At 72.6% G+C, this 22687-nt stretch carries 26 protein-coding genes and 1 riboswitch; of the genes, 14 read left to right on the top strand and 12 right to left on the bottom strand.

Annotated elements, in window-relative coordinates:
* Positions 1 to 24: 24 nt before the first annotated feature.
* A riboswitch (cobalamin riboswitch) is annotated at positions 25 to 167 on the bottom strand.
* Positions 168 to 266: 99 nt separating this feature from the next.
* The 3 genes from ACIBK6_RS06900 to ACIBK6_RS06890 form a co-directional block, all read right to left on the bottom strand.
* Positions 267 to 488 carry a hypothetical protein gene (locus ACIBK6_RS06900; RefSeq protein ID WP_399049436.1) on the bottom strand — a complete coding sequence of 74 codons (222 nt, stop codon included), beginning with the start codon at positions 486 to 488 and terminating at the stop codon, positions 267 to 269.
* Between the two features lie 23 nt (positions 489 to 511).
* Positions 512 to 1774 (bottom strand): anion permease, encoded by a 1263-nt coding sequence (locus tag ACIBK6_RS06895; RefSeq protein WP_399049434.1) that lies wholly within the window; start codon positions 1772 to 1774, stop codon positions 512 to 514.
* 133 nt (positions 1775 to 1907) lie between these two features.
* Entirely contained in the window at positions 1908 to 2678 is a 771-nt protein-coding gene (locus ACIBK6_RS06890; protein ID WP_399049432.1) for a lysozyme, read from the bottom strand.
* Between the two features lie 144 nt (positions 2679 to 2822).
* Between ACIBK6_RS06890 and ACIBK6_RS06885 the strand changes: the two genes are divergently transcribed.
* From ACIBK6_RS06885 to ACIBK6_RS06875, 3 genes are all read left to right on the top strand, one after another.
* Positions 2823 to 3473, top strand: a complete 651-nt coding sequence (locus tag ACIBK6_RS06885) for a class II aldolase/adducin family protein (RefSeq protein WP_399049430.1) — start codon at positions 2823 to 2825, stop codon at positions 3471 to 3473.
* Between the two features lie 84 nt (positions 3474 to 3557).
* Positions 3558 to 4685: an alpha/beta hydrolase gene (locus tag ACIBK6_RS06880; RefSeq protein WP_399049429.1), complete on the top strand. Its 1128-nt coding sequence runs from the start codon at positions 3558 to 3560 to the stop codon at positions 4683 to 4685.
* A gap of 223 nt (positions 4686 to 4908) precedes the next feature.
* On the top strand, positions 4909 to 6324 hold the full coding sequence (locus ACIBK6_RS06875) for a hypothetical protein (protein ID WP_399049427.1): 1416 nt from the start codon (positions 4909 to 4911) through the stop codon (positions 6322 to 6324).
* A gap of 189 nt (positions 6325 to 6513) precedes the next feature.
* Here the strand turns inward: ACIBK6_RS06875 and ACIBK6_RS06870 are convergent, their stop codons facing one another.
* Positions 6514 to 6903, bottom strand: coding sequence for a VOC family protein (locus ACIBK6_RS06870; RefSeq protein WP_399049426.1), 390 nt, complete (start codon positions 6901 to 6903; stop codon positions 6514 to 6516).
* Between the two features lie 90 nt (positions 6904 to 6993).
* The gene (locus ACIBK6_RS06865) at positions 6994 to 7887 is read right to left on the bottom strand and encodes a neutral zinc metallopeptidase (protein WP_399049424.1); all 894 of its coding nucleotides are present in this window, start codon (positions 7885 to 7887) and stop codon (positions 6994 to 6996) included.
* 139 nt (positions 7888 to 8026) lie between these two features.
* On the opposite strand from ACIBK6_RS06865, the gene ACIBK6_RS06860 reads away from it, so the two are divergent.
* The 4 genes from ACIBK6_RS06860 (at position 8027) to ACIBK6_RS06845 (ending at position 12015) form a co-directional block, all read left to right on the top strand.
* On the top strand, positions 8027 to 8725 hold the full coding sequence (locus tag ACIBK6_RS06860) for a hypothetical protein (protein ID WP_399049422.1): 699 nt from the start codon (positions 8027 to 8029) through the stop codon (positions 8723 to 8725).
* A gap of 143 nt (positions 8726 to 8868) precedes the next feature.
* The gene (locus ACIBK6_RS06855; protein WP_399049420.1) at positions 8869 to 10467 is read left to right on the top strand and encodes an ABC-F family ATP-binding cassette domain-containing protein; all 1599 of its coding nucleotides are present in this window, start codon (positions 8869 to 8871) and stop codon (positions 10465 to 10467) included.
* 376 nt (positions 10468 to 10843) lie between these two features.
* Positions 10844 to 11065, top strand: a complete 222-nt coding sequence (locus tag ACIBK6_RS06850) for a helix-turn-helix domain-containing protein (RefSeq protein WP_006123601.1) — start codon at positions 10844 to 10846, stop codon at positions 11063 to 11065.
* A gap of 149 nt (positions 11066 to 11214) precedes the next feature.
* Complete coding sequence (locus ACIBK6_RS06845) at positions 11215 to 12015, top strand: enoyl-CoA hydratase/isomerase family protein (RefSeq protein ID WP_399049418.1); 801 nt, start codon at positions 11215 to 11217, stop codon at positions 12013 to 12015.
* A 168-nt stretch (positions 12016 to 12183) separates the two neighbouring features.
* Here the strand turns inward: ACIBK6_RS06845 and ACIBK6_RS06840 are convergent, their stop codons facing one another.
* Complete coding sequence (locus ACIBK6_RS06840; protein WP_399049416.1) at positions 12184 to 12852, bottom strand: hypothetical protein; 669 nt, start codon at positions 12850 to 12852, stop codon at positions 12184 to 12186.
* A gap of 89 nt (positions 12853 to 12941) precedes the next feature.
* Here ACIBK6_RS06840 and ACIBK6_RS06835 point away from each other — a divergent pair, with 89 nt between their 5' ends.
* The 5 genes from ACIBK6_RS06835 (at position 12942) to amaP (ending at position 15319) form a co-directional block, all read left to right on the top strand.
* The gene (locus ACIBK6_RS06835) at positions 12942 to 13442 is read left to right on the top strand and encodes an Asp23/Gls24 family envelope stress response protein (protein WP_399049414.1); all 501 of its coding nucleotides are present in this window, start codon (positions 12942 to 12944) and stop codon (positions 13440 to 13442) included.
* Between the two features lie 66 nt (positions 13443 to 13508).
* Positions 13509 to 13700 (top strand): hypothetical protein, encoded by a 192-nt coding sequence (locus ACIBK6_RS06830; RefSeq protein ID WP_399049412.1) that lies wholly within the window; start codon positions 13509 to 13511, stop codon positions 13698 to 13700.
* A gap of 3 nt (positions 13701 to 13703) precedes the next feature.
* Positions 13704 to 14054 (top strand): hypothetical protein, encoded by a 351-nt coding sequence (locus ACIBK6_RS06825; RefSeq protein WP_399049410.1) that lies wholly within the window; start codon positions 13704 to 13706, stop codon positions 14052 to 14054.
* Positions 14051 to 14737 carry a DUF6286 domain-containing protein gene (locus ACIBK6_RS06820; RefSeq protein WP_399049408.1) on the top strand — a complete coding sequence of 229 codons (687 nt, stop codon included), beginning with the start codon at positions 14051 to 14053 and terminating at the stop codon, positions 14735 to 14737. The genes ACIBK6_RS06825 and ACIBK6_RS06820 overlap by 4 nt, the downstream gene beginning before the upstream one ends.
* Before the next feature lie 3 nt (positions 14738 to 14740).
* Entirely contained in the window at positions 14741 to 15319 is a 579-nt protein-coding gene (gene amaP / locus ACIBK6_RS06815; protein WP_399049406.1) for an alkaline shock response membrane anchor protein AmaP, read from the top strand.
* Positions 15320 to 15377: 58 nt separating this feature from the next.
* Here amaP and ACIBK6_RS06810 read toward each other — a convergent pair whose 3' ends face one another.
* The 6 genes from ACIBK6_RS06810 to ACIBK6_RS06785 form a co-directional block, all read right to left on the bottom strand.
* Positions 15378 to 16133, bottom strand: coding sequence for an SDR family oxidoreductase (locus ACIBK6_RS06810; RefSeq protein ID WP_399049404.1), 756 nt, complete (start codon positions 16131 to 16133; stop codon positions 15378 to 15380).
* Between the two features lie 4 nt (positions 16134 to 16137).
* The gene (locus tag ACIBK6_RS06805) at positions 16138 to 17943 is read right to left on the bottom strand and encodes a glycoside hydrolase family 15 protein (RefSeq protein WP_399049403.1); all 1806 of its coding nucleotides are present in this window, start codon (positions 17941 to 17943) and stop codon (positions 16138 to 16140) included.
* A 30-nt stretch (positions 17944 to 17973) separates the two neighbouring features.
* On the bottom strand, positions 17974 to 18762 hold the full coding sequence (locus tag ACIBK6_RS06800) for an SURF1 family protein (RefSeq protein WP_399049401.1): 789 nt from the start codon (positions 18760 to 18762) through the stop codon (positions 17974 to 17976).
* Positions 18763 to 18819: 57 nt separating this feature from the next.
* Positions 18820 to 19053: a hypothetical protein gene (locus ACIBK6_RS06795; protein ID WP_399049399.1), complete on the bottom strand. Its 234-nt coding sequence runs from the start codon at positions 19051 to 19053 to the stop codon at positions 18820 to 18822.
* 54 nt (positions 19054 to 19107) lie between these two features.
* Positions 19108 to 20085: a DEDDh family exonuclease gene (locus ACIBK6_RS06790; RefSeq protein ID WP_399049397.1), complete on the bottom strand. Its 978-nt coding sequence runs from the start codon at positions 20083 to 20085 to the stop codon at positions 19108 to 19110.
* Positions 20086 to 20245: 160 nt separating this feature from the next.
* Positions 20246 to 20872 (bottom strand): TetR/AcrR family transcriptional regulator, encoded by a 627-nt coding sequence (locus ACIBK6_RS06785; RefSeq protein WP_399049395.1) that lies wholly within the window; start codon positions 20870 to 20872, stop codon positions 20246 to 20248.
* 122 nt (positions 20873 to 20994) lie between these two features.
* Between ACIBK6_RS06785 and ACIBK6_RS06780 the strand changes: the two genes are divergently transcribed.
* Positions 20995 to 21792 (top strand): acetoacetate decarboxylase family protein, encoded by a 798-nt coding sequence (locus ACIBK6_RS06780; protein WP_399049394.1) that lies wholly within the window; start codon positions 20995 to 20997, stop codon positions 21790 to 21792.
* 1 nt (position 21793) lies between these two features.
* A complete protein-coding gene (locus ACIBK6_RS06775; RefSeq protein WP_399049393.1) occupies positions 21794 to 22678 on the top strand; it encodes an SDR family NAD(P)-dependent oxidoreductase in 885 nt (294 codons plus the stop codon).
* Positions 22679 to 22687 lie beyond the last annotated feature (9 nt).

The raw sequence follows: 22687 nt of genomic DNA, 5'->3' as shown, positions 1-22687 counted from the left end.
CTCACTCAGGGTGTCCGCGCCCTGGTACGACGTGACCGGCGGTGAGAGTTCCTGGCTCGCGGGGATTGGCTCCCCGGTGACAGTGGCGGGACCGCGCCGGATTCGCACCTGCTTCCTCTTCTGCCGCCGTAGCTGGCCGGTGCAGTCCACCACGCACCGAGAACACCCGTCAACTTGCCGTTGACCTGCGGCGCGAGAGTGTGCCGAGACACACAGCGAACCGCCCCCCGACGGAGCCGGAGGGCGGTTCGCGAGTGCGGTGCGGGTCAGCCGACGATCAAGTAGATCCCGTACCCGACGGCCGCCGCGCAGAGCGCGAAGCAGGCGTACGCACTCGTGCGCGCCAGGGCCACGTTGCCGGAGCCGGCGGCCGCGGCCTCCTGCTTGGCGAGGCCGACGATGCCGAGGGTGAACAGGCCCACCAGGCCGACGGTCACCACGAGGCTGACGCCGAAGACGGAGCCGAGAGCCGCCCAGTCGATGTGCATGAGGATTCCTTACCTGTACCTGGTCAGACCGTCGCCGGGCGGGGCGGGTCGGCGGGGGTCACCGGGGCCGGGGCCTGGATCGTGGCCTTGAGGTCGGTGGCCGCGGCGGCGGCGCCGGTCGGCGGCGGGGTGACCGCGGCGATCGCGGTGGTGATGACACCGGCGGGCTCGGCCGCTTCGGCGGGCGCGTCGGCGGTGACGTTGGTGTGGTCGACGGGCTGGCGGCGCGAGAGCGACCAGATGATGCCCGCACCGGCGACCAGGAGCACCGCGACGGCGGCGATGCCCCACGTGCCCTGCCGGGTGAGGAACTCCGCGCCCGCGCCGACCAGTCCGGCCGCCGGCAGCGTCAGACACCAGGCGACGACCATGCGGGTGGCGGTGGACCAGCGGACCACACCGCCCTTGCGGCCGAGGCCCGCGCCCATGACCGAGCCGGTGCAGACCTGGGTGGTGGAGAGCGAGAAGCCGAGGTGCGAGGAGGTCAGGATGACCGCGGCGGCGCCGGTCTGGGCGGCGAAGCCCTGCGGCGGCCTGAGCTCGGTGAGGCCCTTGCCCATGGTGCGGATGATGCGCCAGCCGCCGAGGTAGGTGCCCAGCGCGATGGCGAGGCCGGCCGAGACGATGACCCACAGCGGGGGGTTCGCACCCGGGTGCAGCACACCGCTCGCGACCAGGGCGAGGGTGATGATGCCCATCGTCTTCTGGGCGTCGTTGGTGCCGTGGGCGAGCGAGACGAGGCCGGCGGAGGCGATCTGGCCCGCGCGGTAGCCCTTGGCGGTGGCCTTCTCGCCGGTGCGGCGGTTGATCCGGTACGTCAGCTTGGTGGCGAGCAGTGCGGCGACGCCCGCGACGAGCGGGGCGGCGGCCGCGGGGAGCAGCACCTTGGTGACGACGGTCGAGCCGTGCACCGAGGACCAGCCCGCCGACATGACCGCGGCGCCGATGAGTCCGCCGAACAGGGCGTGCGAGGAACTGGACGGCAGGCCGAGCAGCCAGGTCAGCAGGTTCCACAGGATGGCGCCGACCAGCGCCGCGAAGATCACCTCGGTTCTGATGCCTTTTTCGTCGATGATCCCGCCGGAGATCGTCTTGGCGACCTCCACTGACAGGAACGCGCCGACCAGGTTGAGCGCGGCGGACATGGCGACCGCCGTCTTGGGCTTCAGGGCGCCGGTCGAGATGGTGGTGGCCATCGCGTTGGCGGTGTCGTGGAAACCGTTCGTGAAATCGAACACGAGAGCTGTTGCGATCACAATCGCGAGCAGCAGTGTCATGTGTTCCATTTACCCAGGCAATCGTTCGACGTCAGTGGCTGGACGAACGTAAGTAACCTGGATGAACGGAAGATGAACTGAGGCGGGCGTGGCGGTGTATGTGGCCGCTTCTCAACCCTCTCGGCCCACCGCGAGCCGCCTCTCAGCCCGCCGCGAGCCGCTTCAGCTGCGCGAAAGTCCCGTTGAAGAGATTCTGATCACCCGGAAGGCTGCCGCTGCCGTTGGCGTACTGCCAGAACGTCCAGTACGACCAGCCGGCCGGCAGCGCGCCCGGCGTCGCGGCGTACCGGGCGAGCCACAGGGCGTGGGTCGCGGCGAAGGCCCGGCTGCCGCCGGTGCAGTCGTTCCACCAGCGTGCGGTCGTGTAGATCACCGGACGGCGGCCGGTGCGCAGCCGCACCTCGTCGCTGAACCCGGTGATCCACCCGGTCATCGCGGCCGGGCTCAGCCCGTAGCACGTGTCGCTGCTGCCGCCCTTGGCGTCCTTGCCGTACGGGTTGTGCTCCAGGTCGAGCGCGGGCGGCAGCGTCCAGCCGTCGCGCCGCCAGCCGCCCCCGTTGCGCACGAAGTACGCGGCCTGCGCCCGGCCGGACGACTGGTCGGGCACCGCGAAGTGGTAGGCGCCCCGGACCAGACCCGCCTGCCGGGCACCGTCGTACTGCCGGCCGAAGTAGGGATTGCGGTACGTCGTGGACTCGGTCGCCTTCACGTAGACGAACGAGGCGCCCCGGCCCATCGCGGAGCCCCAGTCGACGTTCTTCTGGTGCGAGGAGACATCGTGGCCGAGCGGCTTGTCCGCGGCCGACGCGCCGGGCAGTGCGGTGAGCGCGAGCGAGCCCGCGGTCAGCGCGGCCAGCGACGCCGCGAGCAGCGCCCGGCCGCCACGTCGAATCGGGTTGCGGTCGCGCGCCATGGTGTCCCCCGGAATCCCGATGTGCAGTCCGATGTACGGAACAGATGTACAACCCGATGTACGGAACAAACGCCCGGAGGTCAGTGGAAGATCGCCGTTCTGCCGCCGTGCCCCGGTCGCGACCGGCCTGGCAGGATCAGCCGCATGAGTGACGAGGCGGCGACCGCCGTAGCCTGGGCCGAACTGATCGACACCGCGCGCAGGACCGCCGCGGAAGGACTCGTCGTCGGCACCTCGGGCAATGTGTCGGTACGCGTCGGCGATCTGGTCCTCGTCACCCCGACCGGCGTCCCCTACGACCGGCTCGGCCCCGCCGACACGGTCGCCGTCGACCTCGAAGGCCGCCAGGTCATGGGCGCGCTCCGGCCCACCAGCGAGATCCCGATGCACCTCGCCGTGTACCGGAACACCGACGCCCGGGCCATCGTCCACACCCACGCCGTGCACGCCACGGCCGTGTCCACCCTCGTCCGCGAACTGCCGCTGGTCCACTACATGGCGGCCGCCCTCGGCGGCGCGGTGCGGGTCGCTCCGTACGCCCTGTACGGCAGCGAGGAACTGGCCGAGAACATGCTGCGGGCGCTGGCGGGCCGCACCGGATGCCTCCTCCAGAACCACGGAACCGTCACGTACGGAACCGGCCTCGCCCAGGCCTACGACCGCACCGCCCAGCTGGAGTGGATGTGCCGGCTCTGGCTCACCGCCGCCGCCCTGCCCGGCCGCACCCCGTCCCTGCTCAGCCCCGCCCAGCTCGACGAGGCCGCCGAGCGGCTGCGCGGCTACGGCCAGCCTTAGGGGGTGTCCGGTGGAGGGCGGTCGGGTCCCGCTGAGCGGCCGCCCCCGCTGGCACCCGGGCCGACGGGGGCCGAGACTGGAGCTGTGCGCCCCGCTACGAAGACGGCAGCGGCCGTCACCACACTCATCGGCGTCGGTGCGGCAGCGTACGTCGCCGGACGGTACGCCAGCGACGCCGCTCTCAAGCCGCCGCCGGGCCGCCCGCTGCCCGCCGATCCCCGGCTGACCGTGCACGCCACGGCCCCCGGCCGGATCACCCTGACCCGCTCGCTGGCGGCACTGCGCCCGGGGACGTACGGCCTGGAGGGCGAGGACGTCCACGCGGTGGTCGGCGATGTCCTCGACGGCGCCCCGCACACCGCCGACACGGTGGTACGCCGACTGGAGCGAGTCACCCGGGGCGCCGTCACACCGGGGGACCGGGTGCGGCTCACTCCCCAGGTGCACCACGGCACTCCGGAAACCGCGCTCGGTCTGGATTACCAGGACGTCGAGATCCCGGCCGAACTCGGCAGGCTGCCCGCCTGGTTGGTCCCCGGCCCCCGCACCACCTGGGTGATCACCGCGCACGGCCTCGGCACCACCCGCGAACACCCCCTGAACATCATGGAGTTCCTGCACCGCCAGCAACTGCCGGTGCTCGACCTCGCCTACCGCGGCGACGAGGGCGCACCCCGCTCCCCGGACGGCCTCGGCCACCTCGGCGACTCCGAATGGCGCGACCTCGACGCCGCGATCCGCTTCGCCATGCGGTCCGGGGCGCAGCGCGTGATCCTGCACGGCTGGTCCACCGGCGCCACGATGGCCCTGCACGCCGCCGCCAACTCCCCCCTGCGCGACCGCATCAGGGGCATCGTCCTCGACTCGCCCGTACTGGACTGGGAGTTCACCCTGCGCGCCCTCGCCGCGGCCCGCCGCACCCCGGGCGCGCTGCTGCCGCTCGCCGTCCGCGCCGCCCAGGGCCGCACCGGCATCCACGGCGACCGCCTCCAGGAAGCCGTCGACCCCGCGGCGCTGCGCGTCCCGACGCTGCTCTTCCACGGCCCCGACGACACCCTCGCCCCATGGGGCCCGTCCCGCGAACTGGCCGACCGCCGTCCGGAACTGATCACCCTGCACACGGTCCCGCACGCCCCCCACGCCTCGATGTGGAACGCCGACCCGCCCCGCTACGAAGAAACCCTGCGCCGCTTCCTCACCCCCCTCATGTGACGCGCCCTCCGGCACGACAACGGACCGCTTCCTGTCCCGGGCATGGCACGCCCCGCCGCCGGGCGAGGCCGACCGGCCGATTCCAGCCGGGCCTCCGGGCCGCCGCAGGACGGTGATCACTCGGGGCCCACCCCCGGATCCCAGCGGTCCCCGCCGCCCCGCGAACGGCAGGGGTGGCCGATTCCGTTTGGGCTTTCGGGCCGTCAGCGGGAAGACTGCATCCGTGACCTCCCGGAAGCCTGAAGAGAAGTTGCCGCGCGACTCCGGACTGCGGCTCGTCCGCGCTCCGCAGCCGAGGGAAGCCCGACCTCTTGCCACCGCCCGCAGGGCCGTGACCGACCGGCGCACCAGGCCGGCGCTCCGGCCGCCCGCGGGCACCCCAGCCGCCGGGGAACTGGCCCGCCAGGCCAGGGCGGTGCTCGCCGACGCCGTACGCGTCGCCCGTTGGACCGACGCCGAGCGCGCCCGCGGCGCCGCCGCCGGCCCCGGTCGGCCAGGACCGCTCCCCGCCCCGGTCGCCGCGCGGGCCGCCGCCGCACTCGGCCTGACGGCCGCTCAGGTGCGGGCCGGCTGGGACCGCGCCCGGCTCGCGGGCCTGGTCGAGCTGCACGGCGCCACCGTGCGTCCGGGCTGGCGGCTGCGCGCCTGGGACCGCGACGACGCGGCCGTGCTGCGCGGCTGGGTCGCCCTGTTCGACGCGTGGTCCATCGTCCATCCCGCCCCGGACGACATCGCCCCCACCGCTGTCGCCGAGGTCGTCGAGGCCGTGCCCCAGGTGCTCTCCCTCCTTCAGCTCTCGGCCGGCCCCGTGCTGGTCCCGGCCCTGCTCGATCTGCTCGGGCAGCGGGTCGCCGAACTCCGCGAGGAACGCTGCGAGGTTCCCTACCGCCCCGAGCCCGACCTCACAGCCCTGCCGCCGCTGCTTCCGCACCTCCTCGACTGGGCCCTGGCCGGCCTCGCCGCCGTCGGCGCGCTCACCCTCGGCGCGAGCCAGGCCACCCTGACCCCGCTCGGCAACTGGGCGGTCTGGGTCAAGCTGGAGCAGATCTGCGTCGCCGCGCAGAGCCCGGCCGGGAACATCGAGCAGTCCGCCGAGGACATGCTGCGCGGCTGCGCCGGTCTCACCCCGGGCCCGGCCCGCGCCGAGTACCGCGCCTGGATCGCCGCGCGCACCGTCGGCAGCGCCGTCACCGAGCTCCTGGACGCCGCACGCGGCGACGACGCGCTGCTGCGCGGACTCGCCTTCGAGGCGCTGCGCGCGGTGGGGGCGCCCGCCGAGCCCGGAGTGCGCGCCGCCGCAGCGGAAACCTCCCTGCGCCCGTACGCCCTGCTCTGGCTCGCCGAGTACGCGGGCGGCGATCCGGAGGACACGCTGGGTGTCCTCACCCGCGAGGAGTCCACCTGGCTATGGGTCGACACGGCCGCCGCCGTGGCCGACCACGGCGAGAGCGAACTGCTCGTACGCCACCTCGACTCGGCGGTGCAGGGCACGGTGCCCGCGCTGCTCGCCGAGGTGCGGGCCGTCGGACATCCCCGCACCGTGCAGGTCCTGGTCGCCCTCGCCGCGGCGCACCCCGACCCGGCCCTGGCCAAGGCGGTCCGCCGCGCGGCCTTCCAGGTCCACAACGGTTCGGTGTAGCGGCGCCCCCAGCCGCCCCCGGGGCGGCACCGGTGATCGTCAACCCCCCTTTCCCGTCGGCCAGTTGGCGTGCCGCCCGATCGGTGTGACCGGGCCTGGCGTCCGTCGGCCGGTTGGCGTGCCGCCCGATCGGTGTGACCGGGCCTGGAGGTGAGCGGCGCCGGGCAGGGGCCCGGGGGCCGCCGTCCCTCACCCCGCCCCGCCCGGCGCATACGTGCCGAAGCTCCACACATTGCCCTCCGCGTCCCTCGCCATGTAGTCCCGCGAGCCGTAGTCCTGGTCCGTCGGCTCCATCAGGATTTCCACGCCCTGCTCCGCGGCGCGCTTGTGGTGCGCGTCCACATCGCTCACCACCACGTACACCCCCGCCGGGCCCGCGTCCGCCATCGTCTGGGCATAGAGGCCCTCGCGGCCCTTGGAACCCAGCATCACCATGCCGGTCCCATAGGACAGCTCGGCGTGCATCACGGCGCCGTCCTCGCCCTCGTACACGCACACCTCGGTGAAGCCGAAGGCGTCCTTGAGCTGGCGGATCGCCGCTTTCGCGTCCCTGTAGAGAATCGTCGGATACATGCTCATGCCGATCACTCCTTCCGGGTCCAAGCCGCTGACTGTGACCTGGATCTCAGTGTTGCACCCGGCACTGACAACGCCCTCCGCCGCCGGAATTCACCGCGCGAAGGTGTTGCAGCGGGCCATGTCGCCGTTCCGGTAGCCGGTGTAGAACCACTGCTGGCGCTGCTGGGCCGAGCCGTGCGTCCAGGTCTCCGGGGTGACCCGGCCCTGGAACTTCTCCTGGATCCGGTCGTCGCCGACCGCGGCTGCCGCGTCCAGTCCGTCCTTGATGTCCTGGCCGGTCAGTTGGGAGACCAGCGGGCGGCCCGTCGACCGGTCGGGAGTCGTCGTCGCGTGGTGCGCCCAGACCCCGGCGTAGCAGTCGGCCTGCAACTCCACCTTCACCGCGTTGCTGTTGGCGCCCTGCTGACCGTCCTGCGCCTTCTGCAGGGTGCCCATCAGGTTCTGGATGTGATGCCCGTACTCGTGCGCCACCACGTACGCCTGCGCGAAGGGGCCGCCGCTCGAACCGAACTTCGTCTGCAGCTCGTTGAAGAACCCCAGGTCGAGATAGACCTGCCGGTCGCCCGGACAGTAGAAGGGACCGACCGCCGAACTCGCCGCGCCGCACGCGGTGTTGACACGGCTGGTGAAGAAGACGGTCTGGGCGGGGGAGTACCGGCCGCCCCGCTTCGGGAACTCCTGGCCCCAGTAGTCCTGCACGCTGTTGACCACCGCGACGATCCGGCAGTCCTCCTTGGCGTTGGCGTCCGAACCCCGCTTGCAGCTCTGCGACACCTGCGCCTGGGACGAGGAACTGGCCGCCGGTGTGGTGCCGCCCGACGAGAGGCCGAGTTCCTCCGGCCCCACCCCGAAGAACAGCCCGAGCAGCAGGGCGACGAAGGCGACGATTCCGCCGCCCACGGTGGCCCCGCCGCCCGGGATCCGGCTGCCGCGCACATCCTTGACCTCGGATGTGTCCAGATCGGCGTCGTCGTCGAACTGCACGGGCGCACCACTCTCCGCTCCACCGGGGCCGGCATGCGGGGCAGCCCACCGAATGTCACCCCGAGTATCAAACAGTTCATTGCGCTACGCCCGTTTTATGCGCCTTTTTTGTTACCCCGGCCGATACGCTCGGCGCGTCATGGACCGGACCCGTCTCGCGCTGACCGCAGTCGCCGCCGTACTCGCTCTGCCGCTGGTCACCGCGGCCCAGCACACCCGCCAAACCCCCTACGGCGACAGCTTCGACAGCTTCTCCGCACGCCCGGCCGGTCCCGTGGCGGTACGGATCCGGGGCGCGGCCGTCGAGGCGTACGACAGCCGCAGCGGCGCCCGGCACTGGACGTACGCGAGACGAGGCAGCAGCCCGCTCGCCCTGCGTTCCGCCCCCGGCCACACCTTCACCCTCTGGGCCGACGGGATGATCACCGACACCGGGCCGGGCCGGGTCCGCTGGCACCGCGCGGTGCCCGGCCTCGGCGCCTGGCTGGCCGGACGGCACGGCCGCGCCTCCGGCGTGTTCCAGCCGCTGGATCCCGGCGTCCGCATGCTCGCCGTCGTGACGCCGGAGCGGATCACCGCCTTCCGCGCCGCCGACGGCGATCTGCGCTGGCTGCTGTCCGCCCGCGAGGGCTGCGCCTTCGACCCCGGGCGCACCGTGCACACCGGCGGGGCGCTGCTGGTCGCGCAGCCGTGCCGGGGGCGGGATTCCTGGAGCCAGGAACTGACCGCCGTCGACGCCTTCGGCCGGATCACCCCCGACCGTACCCCGCTCGGCAACGAACTCCCTGGTCAGCGGCGTAGGGGCGGCGGCGGAAACAGGGTTGCGCGGCCCAGTTAGAATTGGCTCCATGGCAATTCTCCTTGCGCATTAGACGGCGTCGACCTCCTCGCCCCGTCGCCCGCCACCGCCCTTTCAAGGACACGCTTCGCGCGGCGCCTCTTGACGTCCGTCCGCCGTCCATACCGCCCTGGAGTCTTTCCGTGATCACCGCCACCGGCATCGAGCTGCGCGCCGGCGCCCGAATCCTCATCGAGTCCGCTTCCTTCCGCGTCGCCAAGGGCGACCGCATCGGCCTGGTCGGCCGCAACGGAGCGGGCAAGACCACCCTCACCAAGTGCCTGGCCGGCCAGGGCATCCCGGCCGCCGGCGCCATCACGCGCTCGGGTGAGGTCGGCTATCTGCCGCAGGACCCGCGCACCGGTGACCTCGACGTGCTCGCCCGCGACCGCGTCCTGTCCGCCCGCGGCCTCGACGAAGTCCTGCGCAAGATGCGCGAGAACGAGGACCGCATGGCGAACGGCAAGGGCGCCACCCGCGAGAAGGCGATGAAGAAGTACGAGCGCCTGGAGACCGAGTTCCTCACCAAGGGCGGGTACGCCGCCGAGGCCGAGGCCGCCACCATCGCCGCCGCGCTCGGCCTGCCCGACCGGGTGCTCGGCCAGCCGCTGCACACCCTCTCCGGCGGTCAGCGCCGTCGCATCGAGCTCGCCCGGATCCTCTTCTCGGACGCCGACACCCTGCTCCTTGACGAGCCGACCAACCACCTCGACGCCGACTCCATCGTCTGGCTGCGGGACTATCTCAAGACGTACCGCGGCGGCTTCATCGTGATCTCCCACGACGTCGACCTGGTCGAGACGGTCGTCAACAAGGTCTTCTACCTGGACGCCAACCGCGCCCAGATCGACGTCTACAACATGGGCTGGAAGCTCTACCAGCAGCAGCGCGAGGCTGACGAGAAGCGCCGCAAGCGCGAGCGCCAGAACGCCGAGAAGAAGGCCGCCGCCCTCAACTCGCAGGCCGACAAGATGCGCGCCAAGGCCACCAAGACCGTCGCCGCGCAGAACATGGCCAAGCGTGCCGAGCGCCTGCTGTCGGGCCTGGAGGCGGTGCGTGTCTCCGACAAGGTCGCCAAGCTGCGCTTCCCGGACCCGGCGCCCTGCGGCAAGACCCCGCTGACCGCCGAGGGCCTGTCGAAGTCGTACGGCTCCCTTGAGATCTTCACCGATGTCGACCTGGCCATCGACAAGGGCTCGCGGGTCGTCATCCTCGGTCTGAACGGTGCCGGCAAGACGACGCTGCTGCGGCTGCTCGCCGGTGCCGAGAACCCGGACACCGGCGAGGTCACCCCGGGGCACGGCCTGAAGATGGGCTACTACGCGCAGGAGCACGAGACGCTCGACCCGGAACGCACGGTTCTGGAGAACATGCGCTCCTCCGCCCCGGACCTGGACCTCGTAGAGGTGCGCAAGACGCTCGGTTCGTTCCTCTTCTCCGGCGACGACGTGGACAAGCCGGCCGGAGTCCTCTCCGGCGGCGAGAAGACCCGCCTCGCCCTCGCCACCCTCGTCGTCTCCTCCGCCAACGTCCTGCTGCTCGACGAGCCCACCAACAACCTCGACCCGGCCAGCCGCGAGGAGATCCTGGGCGCGCTGCGCACGTACAAGGGCGCCGTCGTGCTCGTCACCCACGACGAGGGCGCGGTCGAGGCGCTCCAGCCGGAGCGGATCATCCTGCTCCCGGACGGCGTCGAGGACCTGTGGGGTCCCGACTACGCGGATCTCGTCGCGCTTGCCTGATCCGGGGCCCCGGCGGCGGGATCCGTGCATGATCCATGCGCTGATCCACTCCCTATGGATCATTCGGCTCAGCCGTGATCCTCAATCTGAGTGAGTACGTCTCGTACCCCGGCGTGTGACGCATCGGATCAAGGTCTGTCCCCGTGGGACGGGCCTTTTTCCGCGTGTGACCCGGAACACAGCGCTGACCTGGCGTTTCCTCTCGACTTTCGGGCCGGGACATGTCCAAGCCCCGCCGGAATGCGGTATTTGGCTCCGGCCGGACGCCGCCGGCGCCCGCAAGCTCGTTGTACGGACCTTGCCGAATGGGTGGCCAGGAAGCGCGGGAGGGGTGATCATGAGAAGTCCAGAGCGCACTTCCCATGAGGAGGCACGGGTGGCCGAGACTCTGAAGAAGGGCAGCCGGGTAACCGGCGCCGCGCGCGACAAGCTCGCGGCAGACCTGAAGAAGAAGTACGACTCCGGTGCGAGTATCCGGGCGCTGGCCGAGGAAACCGGCCGCTCCTATGGATTCGTCCACCGGATGCTCAGCGAGTCCGGGGTCACTCTCCGTGGACGCGGCGGAGCGACACGGGGCAAGAAGGCCGCCTCGGCCTGACCGAGGCAGGTTCGGACGTCCCTTGTGGCCCACCGGGTCCGGTGGCGGCCACCCGGTCGGCCGTGCGGTCGACCGGGTGGTTACTGTGCAGTCACTTAATGACCGCCGACGCGGTCATGCACTGACGGCCACTGACCCGGAGGCGCTCCATGGCTTCGTCCGCATCCGCAGCTGAGGTATTCGACAAGGACGGCGTTCGGCTCTCCGTCGACGACGCGGTCGCCACGGTGACCCTGACCAATCCGGCCAAGCGCAACGCCCAATCTCCCGCTCTGTGGCGGGCGTTGGCGGAGGCCGGACGGTCGCTGCCGGGCAGCGTGCGCGTCGTCGTGCTGCGCGGTGAGGGCAAGTCCTTCTCCGCGGGCCTCGACCGCCAGGCCTTCACCCCCGAAGGCTTCGACGGCGAGCCCTCGTTCCTGGACCTCGCGCGCGGCTCCGACGCGGAGCTCGACGCGGTGATCGCGGAGTACCAGGAGGCGTTCACCTGGTGGCGCCGCAACGACATCGTGTCGATCGCGGCCGTCCAGGGGCATGCGATCGGCGCCGGCTTCCAGCTCGCCCTCGCCTGCGACCTGCGGGTCGTCGCGCAGGACGTGCAGTTCGCCATGCGCGAGACCAGCCTCGGACTCGTCCCCGACCTGACGGGCACGCATCCGCTCGTCGGGCTCGTCGGCTATGCCCGCGCGCTCGAAATCTGCGCGACGGGGCGGTTCGTGGGGGCCGAGGAGGCCGAACGGACCGGACTCGCCAACCTCGCGGTGCCGGCTGACGAACTCGACTCCGCGGTACGGGACTTGGCGGGGGCGCTGCTTGGCGCCCCGCGGGATGCGGTGGTGGAGACGAAGGCGCTGCTGCGCGGTGCGGTGGGGCGGGGCTATGAGGAGCAGCGCCTTGCTGAGCGGGCTGCTCAGGCTCGGCGGCTGCGGGACCTGGCGGGACTGTCCGACTGAACCGGGCCGCATCCTGCGGGGGGTTGCTGGGGGCCCTGCCCGCAGACCCCCGCTCCTCAATCTCCCCCCAGGCCTTAAGGGCCAGGGAGCGCCCCATGAGGGGCTTGTTTTCGGCTGCCCGGCCCTCGATCGCCGCCCGTCGTGGACGCGGGAGGGGCCGACGGATGGTCACCCGGACCAAGTGACCAGGACCGCCACCGACTTCGCCTCCGGTGCCGCCGTTGCCACTGCGGCGCGGACGGCGCGGGCGACCTCCAGGGGCTGGTGCGGGGGCGTTGTCGCCAGTTCGAGCCTGATGTGGCCGGCTGCCGTGTGCACGGGCGGGCCCAGTTCCGCGGTCAGGTGGGCGACGCCCGGGGTCGACAGGGCGGCCGTCGCTGCCGCGACCGCGGGCGGCTCGGCTACGCCGGGTGGGGGGCCGCTGGGCGGGGGGTCCGGGAGGGCGCCCAGCAGGGCCGTCACCCGTAGATCGACGTCCGAGACCACCAGCCCGAGCCGGTCGTCCGCCGCCGCGAGCAGGGCGTCCCGCAGGCCCGCCGCCAGCCCCGGCAGCGGCTGGTCGCCGCAGGCGGCGAGTTCGGCCGAGATACGGAGCGGGCCCGGCGGCAGGGCGCTTGGCGGGGCCGGAACCACGGCCTCGGCCGGTGCGCCGGGGTCGGCCGGGGCGAGCCGCAGGGATGTCACGGAGAGGCCCGGAAACTGCGCCGCCGCGGCTCTGAGCACCGCGGTCGCGGCCCGTTCGGCGATCCAGGCGCCGTCCTGCGGACCACCGAGGGCGAGCAGCCGGCCCAGGCCCAGCCGCCTGCGTACCGCGGCATTCCATCCGTCACCCGTCATGGTTCCAGCGTGCCGCATCGCAGGGGCGAGCCGGGGCAACCGCGCTTAATGTGGGCAGCGGAGTCCAAGGGCGAAGGGACGAACGGTCGATGAGCGACACCGCACAGCGCAACAGGCCCGGCACACCCGAGAACGACCCGTCGGGCGAACCGGCCGAGCAGGCCAGGAAGACCACCTCCATCGGCAAGCGGGGCGGCGGTGATCCGGGCGGCCGCGGCCGCACCACGATCTCCGACGGCGTGGTCGAGAAGATCGCCGGGCTTGCCGCCCGCGACGTACTCGGCGTCCATGCGATGGGCAGCGGCTTCTCCCGTACGTTCGGGGCGGTCCGGGACCGGGTGCCCGGCGGCAAATCGGCCGTCACGCGCGGGGTGAAGGCCGAGGTGGGCGAGGTGCAGACCGCGCTCGACCTCGAAATCGTCGTGGACTACGGCGTGTCCATCGCCGATGTCGCCCGGGACGTCCGTGAGAACGTCATCTCGGCGGTGGAACGGATGACGGGGCTGGAGGTCGTGGAGGTCAACATCGCGGTCAGCGATGTGAAGCTGCCCGACGAGGAAGAGGAGGAGCCGGAGTCCCGGCTCCATTAAGCGCCCCGTCAAGACTCCCCCTCAAGGGACACGTAGCGGAACCTGTATCGGACCGAGGAGCTCAGCATGAGCATGGCGGTGGTAGGCCTGATGGCCGGGATGGCGCTCGGCTTCGCCGGATACTTCGGCGGCTTCGGGGCGTTCTTGCTGGTCGCGGCGCTCGGCGCGGTCGGCTTCGTCGTGGGCCGGTTCCTGGAGGGCGACCTCGAACCCGGCGACTTCTTCCGCCCCCGCGACCGCGGCGACCGGCGGCGCTGATCCATGACGGCGTCCGGACGGATCGCGGCCGCCGAGCGCGGTGCCACCCGGATCGCCGACCGGGTCGTCGCGAAGATCGCCGCACAGGCGGCCAGGGAAGCGCTCGACACGATCCCCGCGGGCGGCGCACCCCCGCGCGCCACGGTCATCGTGCACCAGGAAAGCGCCCGCGTGCGGGTCAGCCTCGAACTCGGCTACCCCGGCGACCTCGGCGCCCAGTGCGGCGCGGTGCGTCGCCAAGTCGCCGAACGGGTAAGGGTGTTGGCGGGGATGGAGGTGCCCGAAGTGGCGGTGCAGATCGAGCGGCTGCACTCGGCGCACACGGGCGCGGCGGACCCCGGGAGGATCCGATGAGCCAGCCGCACGAACCCGACGACAGCACGCGACAACTGCCGGTGATCGAGCAGGATCCGGCCGCCGGCCACGGCCTCGACCAGTCGGCCTCGGCCGCCGACTACGACCCGGTGCCGGTCCTCGCCGAGGGCGAGGCGGACGGCGCGGGCCGGTTCTGGTCGGTGCGCAGAGTGCCCGCCGGGCTGCTCGCCCTCGTCGTCCTCGTGGCGGCCGGTCTCTTCCTCTACGACATCGCCGCGGTACGCGCCCACCGCCCCGCGATGCACTGGCGGGCGCGGCTCGCCGACTGGCTGGCGGGCCACCCCATCGACGACGTGGCGGTGCTCGCGGGCGCGGCCGCCGTGGCGCTGATCGGCGTCTGGCTGATCGTGCTCGCGGCCACCCCCGGACTGCGCGGCGTCCTGCCGATGCGGCGCGAATCGGCGGCCGTGCGCGCCGGGCTCGACCGGACGGCCGCGGCGCTCGTCCTGCGCGACCGGGCCATGGAAGTGGCCGGAGTCCAGGGCGTGCGGGTCCGGATGGGGCGCGCCAGGGTCGTGGTGCGCGCCCTGTCGCACTTCCGTGAACTCGATGACGTACGGGCCGACTTGGACGCGGCGCTGGGCGCGGGCATCCGGGAGCTGGGCCTGACCAGGCCGCCCGGTCTCGCGGTCCACGTGAGCCGCCCCGCACGGAAGGGGTGAGACATGCTGAGGACCGTCAACCGGGTGCTGCTCGGCGCCGCCGGTCTTGTGCTGTTCCTCGCGGGCGGCGCGGCCCTCGCCGCCGGGCTCGGCCTGGCGGTCCCCTCCTGGTGGCCCTGGGGCGACCGGCATGAGGTGCTCCTGAGCCGGTCCCGCCGGGTCCACTGGCACGACCGGGGCTGGTGGTGGCCGGTGGTGATCGCCGCGCTGGCCGTGGTCGTGCTGCTCGCCCTGTGGTGGCTGCTCGCCCAGTTCCGCCGGGCCCGCCTCGCCGAGATCCTGGTGGACTCCGGGGACGGCGAGGGCGCGCTGCTGCGGGGCCGGGCCCTGGAGGCCGTGCTCGCGGGAGAGGCGGAGGCGCTGGACGGGGTCTCCCGGGCCCAGGTCGCGCTGGTCGGCCGCCGCTCCACGCCCGCTGCGCGGGTGTCGCTGCTCCTGGAACCGCACGCGGAGCCCGCGGGTGCGCTCGCGCGGCTCGAAGGAGAGGCGCTGGCCCACGCCCGGGACTCGGCGGGCCTCGCCCAGTTGCCCGCCGAGGTCCGCCTGCGGGCGGTCAAACACGGGGCGCGGCGGGTGAGTTGAGGGCGGGGGCTCTCCCACCCCGCCCCTCCCCGCGCCGAAGCCCCGCCCCCCGACCGCCTCAGAAGCCGTGCCGTGCTCCGCCGTCCACCGGCAGCATGATGCCCGTCAGGTACGACGCAGCCGGTGAGAGCAGGAACGCGGCCGTGCGGCCGAACTCCTCGGGCCTGCCGTAGCGGCGCAGGGGGATGCGGGACTCGTTGGCCGCGCGGGCCGCCTCCGCGTCGCCGGACAGCTCGTCCAGCTGGCGGACCCGGTCCGTGTCGATGCGGGCCGGAAGCAGCCCGACGACGCGGATGCCGCGCGGACCCAGCTCGTCGGCCAGCGACTTGGCGAAGCCCGCGAGGCCGGGGCGCAGCCCGTTGGAGATGGTGAGGCCGGGGATCGGCTCGTGGACGGAGCCGGACAGGACGAAGGCGATCACTCCGCCGGTGTCGAGTTCGTCGGCCGCCGTGCGGGCCATCCGGACCGCGCCGAGGAACACCGAATCGAAGGCCGACCGCCACTGCTCGTCGGTGTTGTCGGCGACGAAGCCCGGCGCCGGTCCGCCCACACTGATCAGCACCCCGTCGAAGCGCCCGAAGTGCTCGCGGGCGGTGGCGATCAGCCGAGCCGCCGCTGCCGGGTCGGCGTTGTCCGAGGTCACCGGGAGCGCGCCGGGGCCGAGTTCGGCGACGGCCTCCTTCAGCGTCTGCTCGGTGCGGCCGGTCATGACGACCTTCGCGCCGTCCGCGACCAGCTCGCGGGCGGCCGCGAGGCCGAGCCCCCGCGACGCCCCGGTGACTACGTACACGCGGTCCTTCAGTCCAAGATCCATGCGCCTATCCTGCCTCCTGTCCGCAGTGCCCCAGCGCGCAGGCGGTCGCGACCAGGCCGATGTGGCTGAAGGCCTGCGGGAAGTTGCCCAGCTGGCGGCCCGCCGCCGGGTCGTACTCCTCGGCGAGCAGCCCCACGTCGTTGCGGAGTGCGAGGAGCCGCTCGAACAGTTCCCGGGCCTCCTCCTCGCGCCCGGTCAGGCGCAGCGCGTCCGCCAGCCAGAACGAGCACACCAGGAACGTTCCTTCGCCGCCGGGCAGCCCGTCCACCGTCGCGCTGTCGGTGCTGTAGCGGCGTACGAAACCGCTCGTGCCGAGCTCGGCGCGCACCGCGTCGACCGTGCCCAGCACCCGGGGATCGTCCGGCGGCAGGAAGCCGAGCCGGGGGATGAGCAGCGTCGCCGCGTCCAGCTCCGGCGAGCCGTACGCCTGGGTGAAGGTGCCCCGGACCGGGTCGAAGCCCTTCTCGCAGACCTCGCGGTGCACCTCGTCGCGCATCCGCCGCCACCGCCCGGCGTCCCCGCGCAGCTTCGGATCCGCCTCCAGGGTGCGCACCGCGCGGTCGGCGGCCACCCAGGCCATCACCTTCGAGTGGACGAAGTGCCGGCGCGGTCCGCGCACCTCCCACAGCCCCTCGTCCGGCTCGCGCCACCGCGCCTCCAGGAAGCCGAGCAGGCTGAGCTGGATGCTCCAGGCGTGCGGCTGGCTGTGCAGGCCCGCGGCGCGCGCCAGATACAGCGAGTCGGCCACCTCGCCGTACACATCGAGCTGGAGCTGCTCGACGGCCGCGTTGCCCACCCGTACCGGAGCGGACTTCAAGTAGCCCTTCAGCCAAGGGAGTTCGACCTCGGGCAGGCGTCGCTCGCCCGCGAGTCCGTACATGATCTGGAGATCGGCCGGGTCGCCGGCGACCGCGCGCAGCAGCCAGTCCCGCCATTGGGCGGCCTCGTCCAGATAGCCGGCCGAGAGCAGCGCCTCCAGGGTGAGGGTGGAGTCGCGCAGCCAGCAGTAGCGGTAGTCCCAGTTGCGCACGCCGCCCGGCTCCTCGGGCAGCGAGGTGGTGGGGGCCGCCACGATGCCGCCGGTGGGCGCGTAGGTGAGCGCCTTCAGGGTGATCAGGGAGCGCACCACGGCGTCCCGGTAGCGGCCCTCGTAGCGGCAACGGGCCGCCCACTCCCGCCAGTCGGCGAGGGACTGCTCCAGGGCTTCGTACGGGTCGATGAGCTCGGGGCGCGGTTCGTGCGAGGGATGCCAGGTGAGGATGGACGCCACCTTCTCCCCCTCGCCGACCGTGAACGAGGAACGGGTGCTCATCTGCTGGCCCCAGGTCTTGACCTCGGGATCGCTGCGCAGCCACACCGAGTCGGGGCCCGCGATCGCCACCCGGTGCCCGTCCGAGCGCCGCATCCACGGCACCACATGGCCGTAGTCGAAGCGCAGCCGCAGCACGGAGTCCATCTCGACGGTGCCGCTGACGCCCTCCACGATGCGGACGACCTCGGGGGCCAGGTCGCGCTGGGGCATGAAGTCGAGGACCTTCACGGTGCCGGTGCGGGTCTCCCAGACGGTCTCCAGGATCAGCGAATCGTCCAGATAGCCGCGCCGCGTGCACCGGCCCGCGCGGCCCGCCTCGGTCGGTGCGATCCGCCAGTGGCCGTTGTCCTCGTCGCCGAGCAGCGCCGCGAAGCAGGCGGCGGAGTCGAATCGGGGCAGGCAGAGCCAGTCGACGGATCCGTCCCGGCCGACCAGGGCCGCGGTCTGCAGATCGCCGATGAGGGCGTAGTCCTCGATGCGCTGAGTACGTTGGGTCACGCCATGGCGTGTTCCCGCCCGGGCAAATTGCTAAGCAGTCGCGGGCTCGGGCGTGGCAGCCGGCTGGGCCGCCGCCTCCGCCCGGTCGCGCTTCTCACGCCGTACCAGGATGAACCAGCCGACCGGCACCCCGGCCGAGAACAGCCACCACTGGACGGCGTACGCCATGTGCGGGCCGATCGAGCCGTCGTCGGGGGCCGGGATGAGCTCGGGCGAGTTGTCGGCCGACTCGGGGGCGGTCTGCTCGATGTAGCCGCCGAGCACCGGACGGCCCAGCGCCTTGGCCTGCTGGGCGCTGCTGATCAGCATGACCTGGCGGGGCGGCAGGCCCTTGACGTCCTTGATGCCGCTGGCCGCGGTCGTCTGGTCGGCCATCAGACGGCCGGTGACCGTGACCTTGCCGCTGGGCGGCGCGGGGATCTTCGGGAAGTCCATCTGGTTGCCGTTGTCGGCGATCCAGCCCCGGTTGACCAGCACGGTCTGGCCGCCGTCGAGGATGAACGGCGTGAGCACGTGGTAGCCGACCCGGCCGTCGGCGGCGGTCCTGCGCCGCACGACGACCTCGTGGCCGGTGTCGTACGTGCCGGTCGCGGTGACCCGGCGCCAGTAGTCGCCCTGCGGGACCGTGTGGCCCGGCGAGGTGAGGTCGGTCACCGGGACCGGCTCGGACTTCAGGTTGTCGGCGATGAGCGTGTTCTGGGCGACCTTGTGCTCGTGCCGGTGGAGCTGCCAGAAACCCAGCTCGATCATCGTGGGGATGAGAGCGAGGGCCAGGAGGGTGACGAGCACCCACTGCCGGGACAACAGGAAGCGGTACACCCCATGACCGTACAACTCGGACCACGGGGTGCGCCGAGTGGGGTGCGGGGAGGACGGTCAGACCTTGTCCACGATGCCTGCCTTTCCCTCCGCTCGGGCGCAGTGCGCCCCGCAGTACCACAGGTCGCCCACCTCGACGCCCTGGCCGATGATCTGGACCCGGCAGTGTTCACAGATGGGCGCCATGCGGTGAATGGCGCAGGAGAAGCAGTCGAAGACGTGCACCGCGCCCTGCGCGTGCACCTCGAAGGACATCCCGTAGTCGTTTCCGCAGACCTCGCAACGTGCCATGCGCCACAGGGTGCGGTGTGCCGCCCGCCCGGGGCCGGACGGCACGCCCGGCGGTCACCCGTCTGCCGGTGCCACGTCCCGCAGGAGCTGGGTGAAGGCGGCCTCGTCCACGACCGGGGTGCCGAACGACTTCGCCTTGACCGTCTTGGAGGTCGCGGAGTCCGGGTCGTTGGTGACGAGCAGGCTGGTGAGGCGCGAGACGCTGGTCGCCACGTGCAGCCCCGCCTCGATCGCCCGGTCCTCCAGGAGCTCCCGGTCGACGGAGGTGTCGCCGGAGAACGCCACCCGCATGCCCTGCTTCAGCGGCCGGTCCGGCGCGTAGCGCCCGGGGTTGGGGTAGGGGCAGGCGGGCCGCTTGCGCGAGGCCCGCCAGCTGCCCGCGCCGCTGTACGAGGCCTGGTAGCCGATCCGCGGGGTCGCGGGGGAGTCCGTCCACTCGGTGAGCGGCCGGCATTCGAGCAGCGGGAGGCGCACCCCGCCGGCCGCCGCCTCGTGCAGGCTGGGCCGGAACGCTTCGGCGAGCACCCGCGCGTCGTCCAGGGCGTGGTGCGCGCGCTGCTGCACGACGCCGTAGTGCGCGGCCAGCGACTCCAGTTTGTGGTTGGGCAGCGGCAGCGCCAGTTCCTTGGACAGCGCGATGGTGCAGAGCCGCTGCCGGACCGGCGCGGTGCGCTCGGCGCGGGCGTACTCGCGCGCGATCATCTGCCAGTCGAAGATCGCGTTGTGCGCGACCAGGACCCGCCCGTCGAGCCGCGCCGCGAACTCCTCGGCGATCTGCGGGAAGAGCGGGGCCCCCGCCAGCACGTCACTGGTCAGACCGTGGATCCAGACCGGCCCGGGGTCGCGCTCGGGATTGACCAGCGTGTACCAGTGGTCCTCGACGTTGCCCTGGGCGTCGAGCCGGTAGACGGCAGCCGAGATTATCCGGTCGTCGCGGGCGAGGCCGGTGGTCTCCACGTCGACGACCGCGTACCCCTGTGGGTAGGCGGCCGGCCACGTCGCTGCTGTCGTCAGGTCGTCGAGCATGGTCACAGAGAATACGGGGCCGCACTGACAGCCTCGGCCGCGGCCGGTGCCGCCGCCGGTGCCCCGGCGGCGGGCGCGGCTGGGCCCCGGCCGTCAACTGGGCCCGGCCGCAGGCGATTTGCGGGCCTGGTGGCCCGCTCAAGAGCCACCCCTCCGTGTACGGGCGCTAACTCCCGGGGCCCGCGAGCAGCCCCGCCACCAGCGCCCGTACCGAGTCCGTGAAAAGCCGGTCCTGGTCCACCGGGCCGGCCAGGGCGCGGGCCAGCGCCGGGTCGTGTTCGGCGGGGGCGGTGTGCCACAGCTCCTCCTCGTCGGGGCGCTGCACCGGCGCGCGCTCCCGGTTGCGCTCGACCAGGACGTACCCCACCACCTGGAACTGCACGGCCCGCACCGCCTGGGCCGCCCGGGTGCCGCGCAGGCCCGCCGCGTGCATCTCGTGGACCAGGGCTTGCTGGGCGGGCAGGAACATCCGCTCGGTCAGGCCCCGTTCGTGGACCATCGCGATCAGGTGCGGGCGCGCGCGCAGCTCGCGGCGCAGGGCGCGGGCGACCGAGACGACGCGGGCGGCCGGGGTGCGCCCGCGCGGTCTGATCTCGCCCAGCTCCTCGACGGTCCGCTCGACCAGCGCGTCCAGGAGCGACTCGCGGTTGCCGACGTGCCAGTAGATCGAGGTGACCGCGGTACCCAGCTCGGCGGCCAGCTTGCGCATGGTGAGAGCCGCCGGGCCGTGCTGCCTGACCAGGGATCCGGCCGCGGCCAGGATCTCCTCCCGGGTGAGCGACGCGCGCGTCATTTCTGATCCCCCCTCAATTCCGGTGCGTGCACGGGCCTTTACCCTTCATCGGGCTCGGTGTAACTGTGTTACAGACCCCCGGACAGACCCGGAACGGATGACGTCACGAAGGGTGGTACGACATGGCACGCGTACGGTACGGCGCGCGCACCGAGGCCGAGATCCAGGCCGCGCGCACCGCGAGCGCCAAGCTCCCCGACATCTGGTCGACCGGTGTGGTGGCCCTCTGGGAGAGCGATCCCGACGCGGTCGCGGCCGTTCTGCCGCCGCCGCTCAAGCCCGCCGAACGCCCACTGGTGCGAGCCAACATCAGCAAGGTCGACCTGCCCGGCTATCCGCTCGGTGCGGGCTCGGTGGCGGTCGCCGCCGTGCACGACGGGCAGCAGGGCTGGTATCCGCTGGTCATGCCGATGACCCACGAGCGGGCCCTGATCGGGGGCCGCGAGGTGTTCGGCGAGCCGAAGAAGCTCGGCGAGGTGCTCGTCGAGCGGGACGGCCTGGTCGTACGGGCCTCGCTGGCCCGGCACGGGATCGCGTTCGTGGAGGTGCGGGGCGCCGTCGAGGGCCCGCTGCCGCTGCCCGGGCCGACCCGGAAGACCGACTTCTACTTCAAGTTCCTGCCGGCCGTGGACGGCGCGGGCTTCGACGCCGATCCGGTCCTCGTCCACTGCGTACGCAACGAGAAGGTGCGCAGGCTGGAGAAGATCGCCGGTGATGTGGTGCTCCGCGAGTCGAGGTACGACCCGGTCGCCGATCTGCCGGTGCGCCGGGTGGTCGACATCACCATCGGCGAGAAGACCACCGACCAGCGGGGCAGGGTGGCCGAACGGGTCAGCGCCGAGGCCCTGTTGCCGTACATCCACCAGCGCTACGACGACCCTCAGCAGATCCTCGACGGGCCGCCCGAGGGGAGCGTCTGAGATGGAGCTGCGCGCGGGGCAGGTCGCCGTCGTCACGGGGGCGGCGAGCGGGATCGGGCTCGCGATGGCCCGGCGGTTCGCCGCCGAGGGCCTCAGGGTCGTCCTCGCCGACGTCGAGGCGGCCGCCCTGGAGAAGGCGGCGGGGGAACTGCGCGAAGAGGGAGCGCAGGTCCTCGCCCGGATCGCCGACGTCAGCGAGCGGGACTCCGTGACCGCGCTCGCGGACGCGGCGTACGACGCCTTCGGGGCCGTGCACGTGCTGTGCAACAACGCGGGGGTCGGCTCCGGCGCCGAGGGCCGCATGTGGGAGCACGAGGTCAACGACTGGAAGTGGGCCTTCGCGGTCAATGTGTGGGGCGTCTTCCACGGCATCCAGGCCTTCGTGCCCCGCATGATCGCGGGCGGCGAGCCCGGCCACATCGTCAACACCTCCTCCGGCGACGGCGGCATCGCCCCGCTGCCGACCGCCTCGGTGTACGCGGTCACCAAGTCGGCGGTGGTGACGATGACCGAGTCGCTGTACGCCCACCTCAAGGCGGAGGGTGTGCGCGTCGGCGCCTCGGTGCTCTTCCCCGGCCCGCACATGCTGCGCACCGGACTGTGGGAGTCGCACCGCAACCGGCCCGAGCGGTACGCCAAGGAGCGGCCGCGCAGGACCCCGTACCGCAGCCTCGGCCAGTGGGAGTCCGCGATGAAGGCGGCGGGGCACGAGATCGAGTTCACCCCGGTCGAGTCCGTGGCCGCGGAGGTGGTCGACGGGATCCGCGCCGGCCGGTTCTGGATGCTGCCGGCGAGCGAGCACAGCGACCGGCAGATCAGAGCGAGGTCGACGTCGATGCTCGACCGCGCCGACCCGTCGTACCTGGAAAGCTTCATTCTGGACTGAGGGACGTGT

This window comes from Streptomyces sp. NPDC050485 (assembly GCF_044458185.1).
GTDB lineage: Bacteria > Actinomycetota > Actinomycetes > Streptomycetales > Streptomycetaceae > Streptomyces.
Note: the sequence above shows the minus strand (reverse complement) of the source record. Positions and strands in the feature narration are given on the sequence as shown.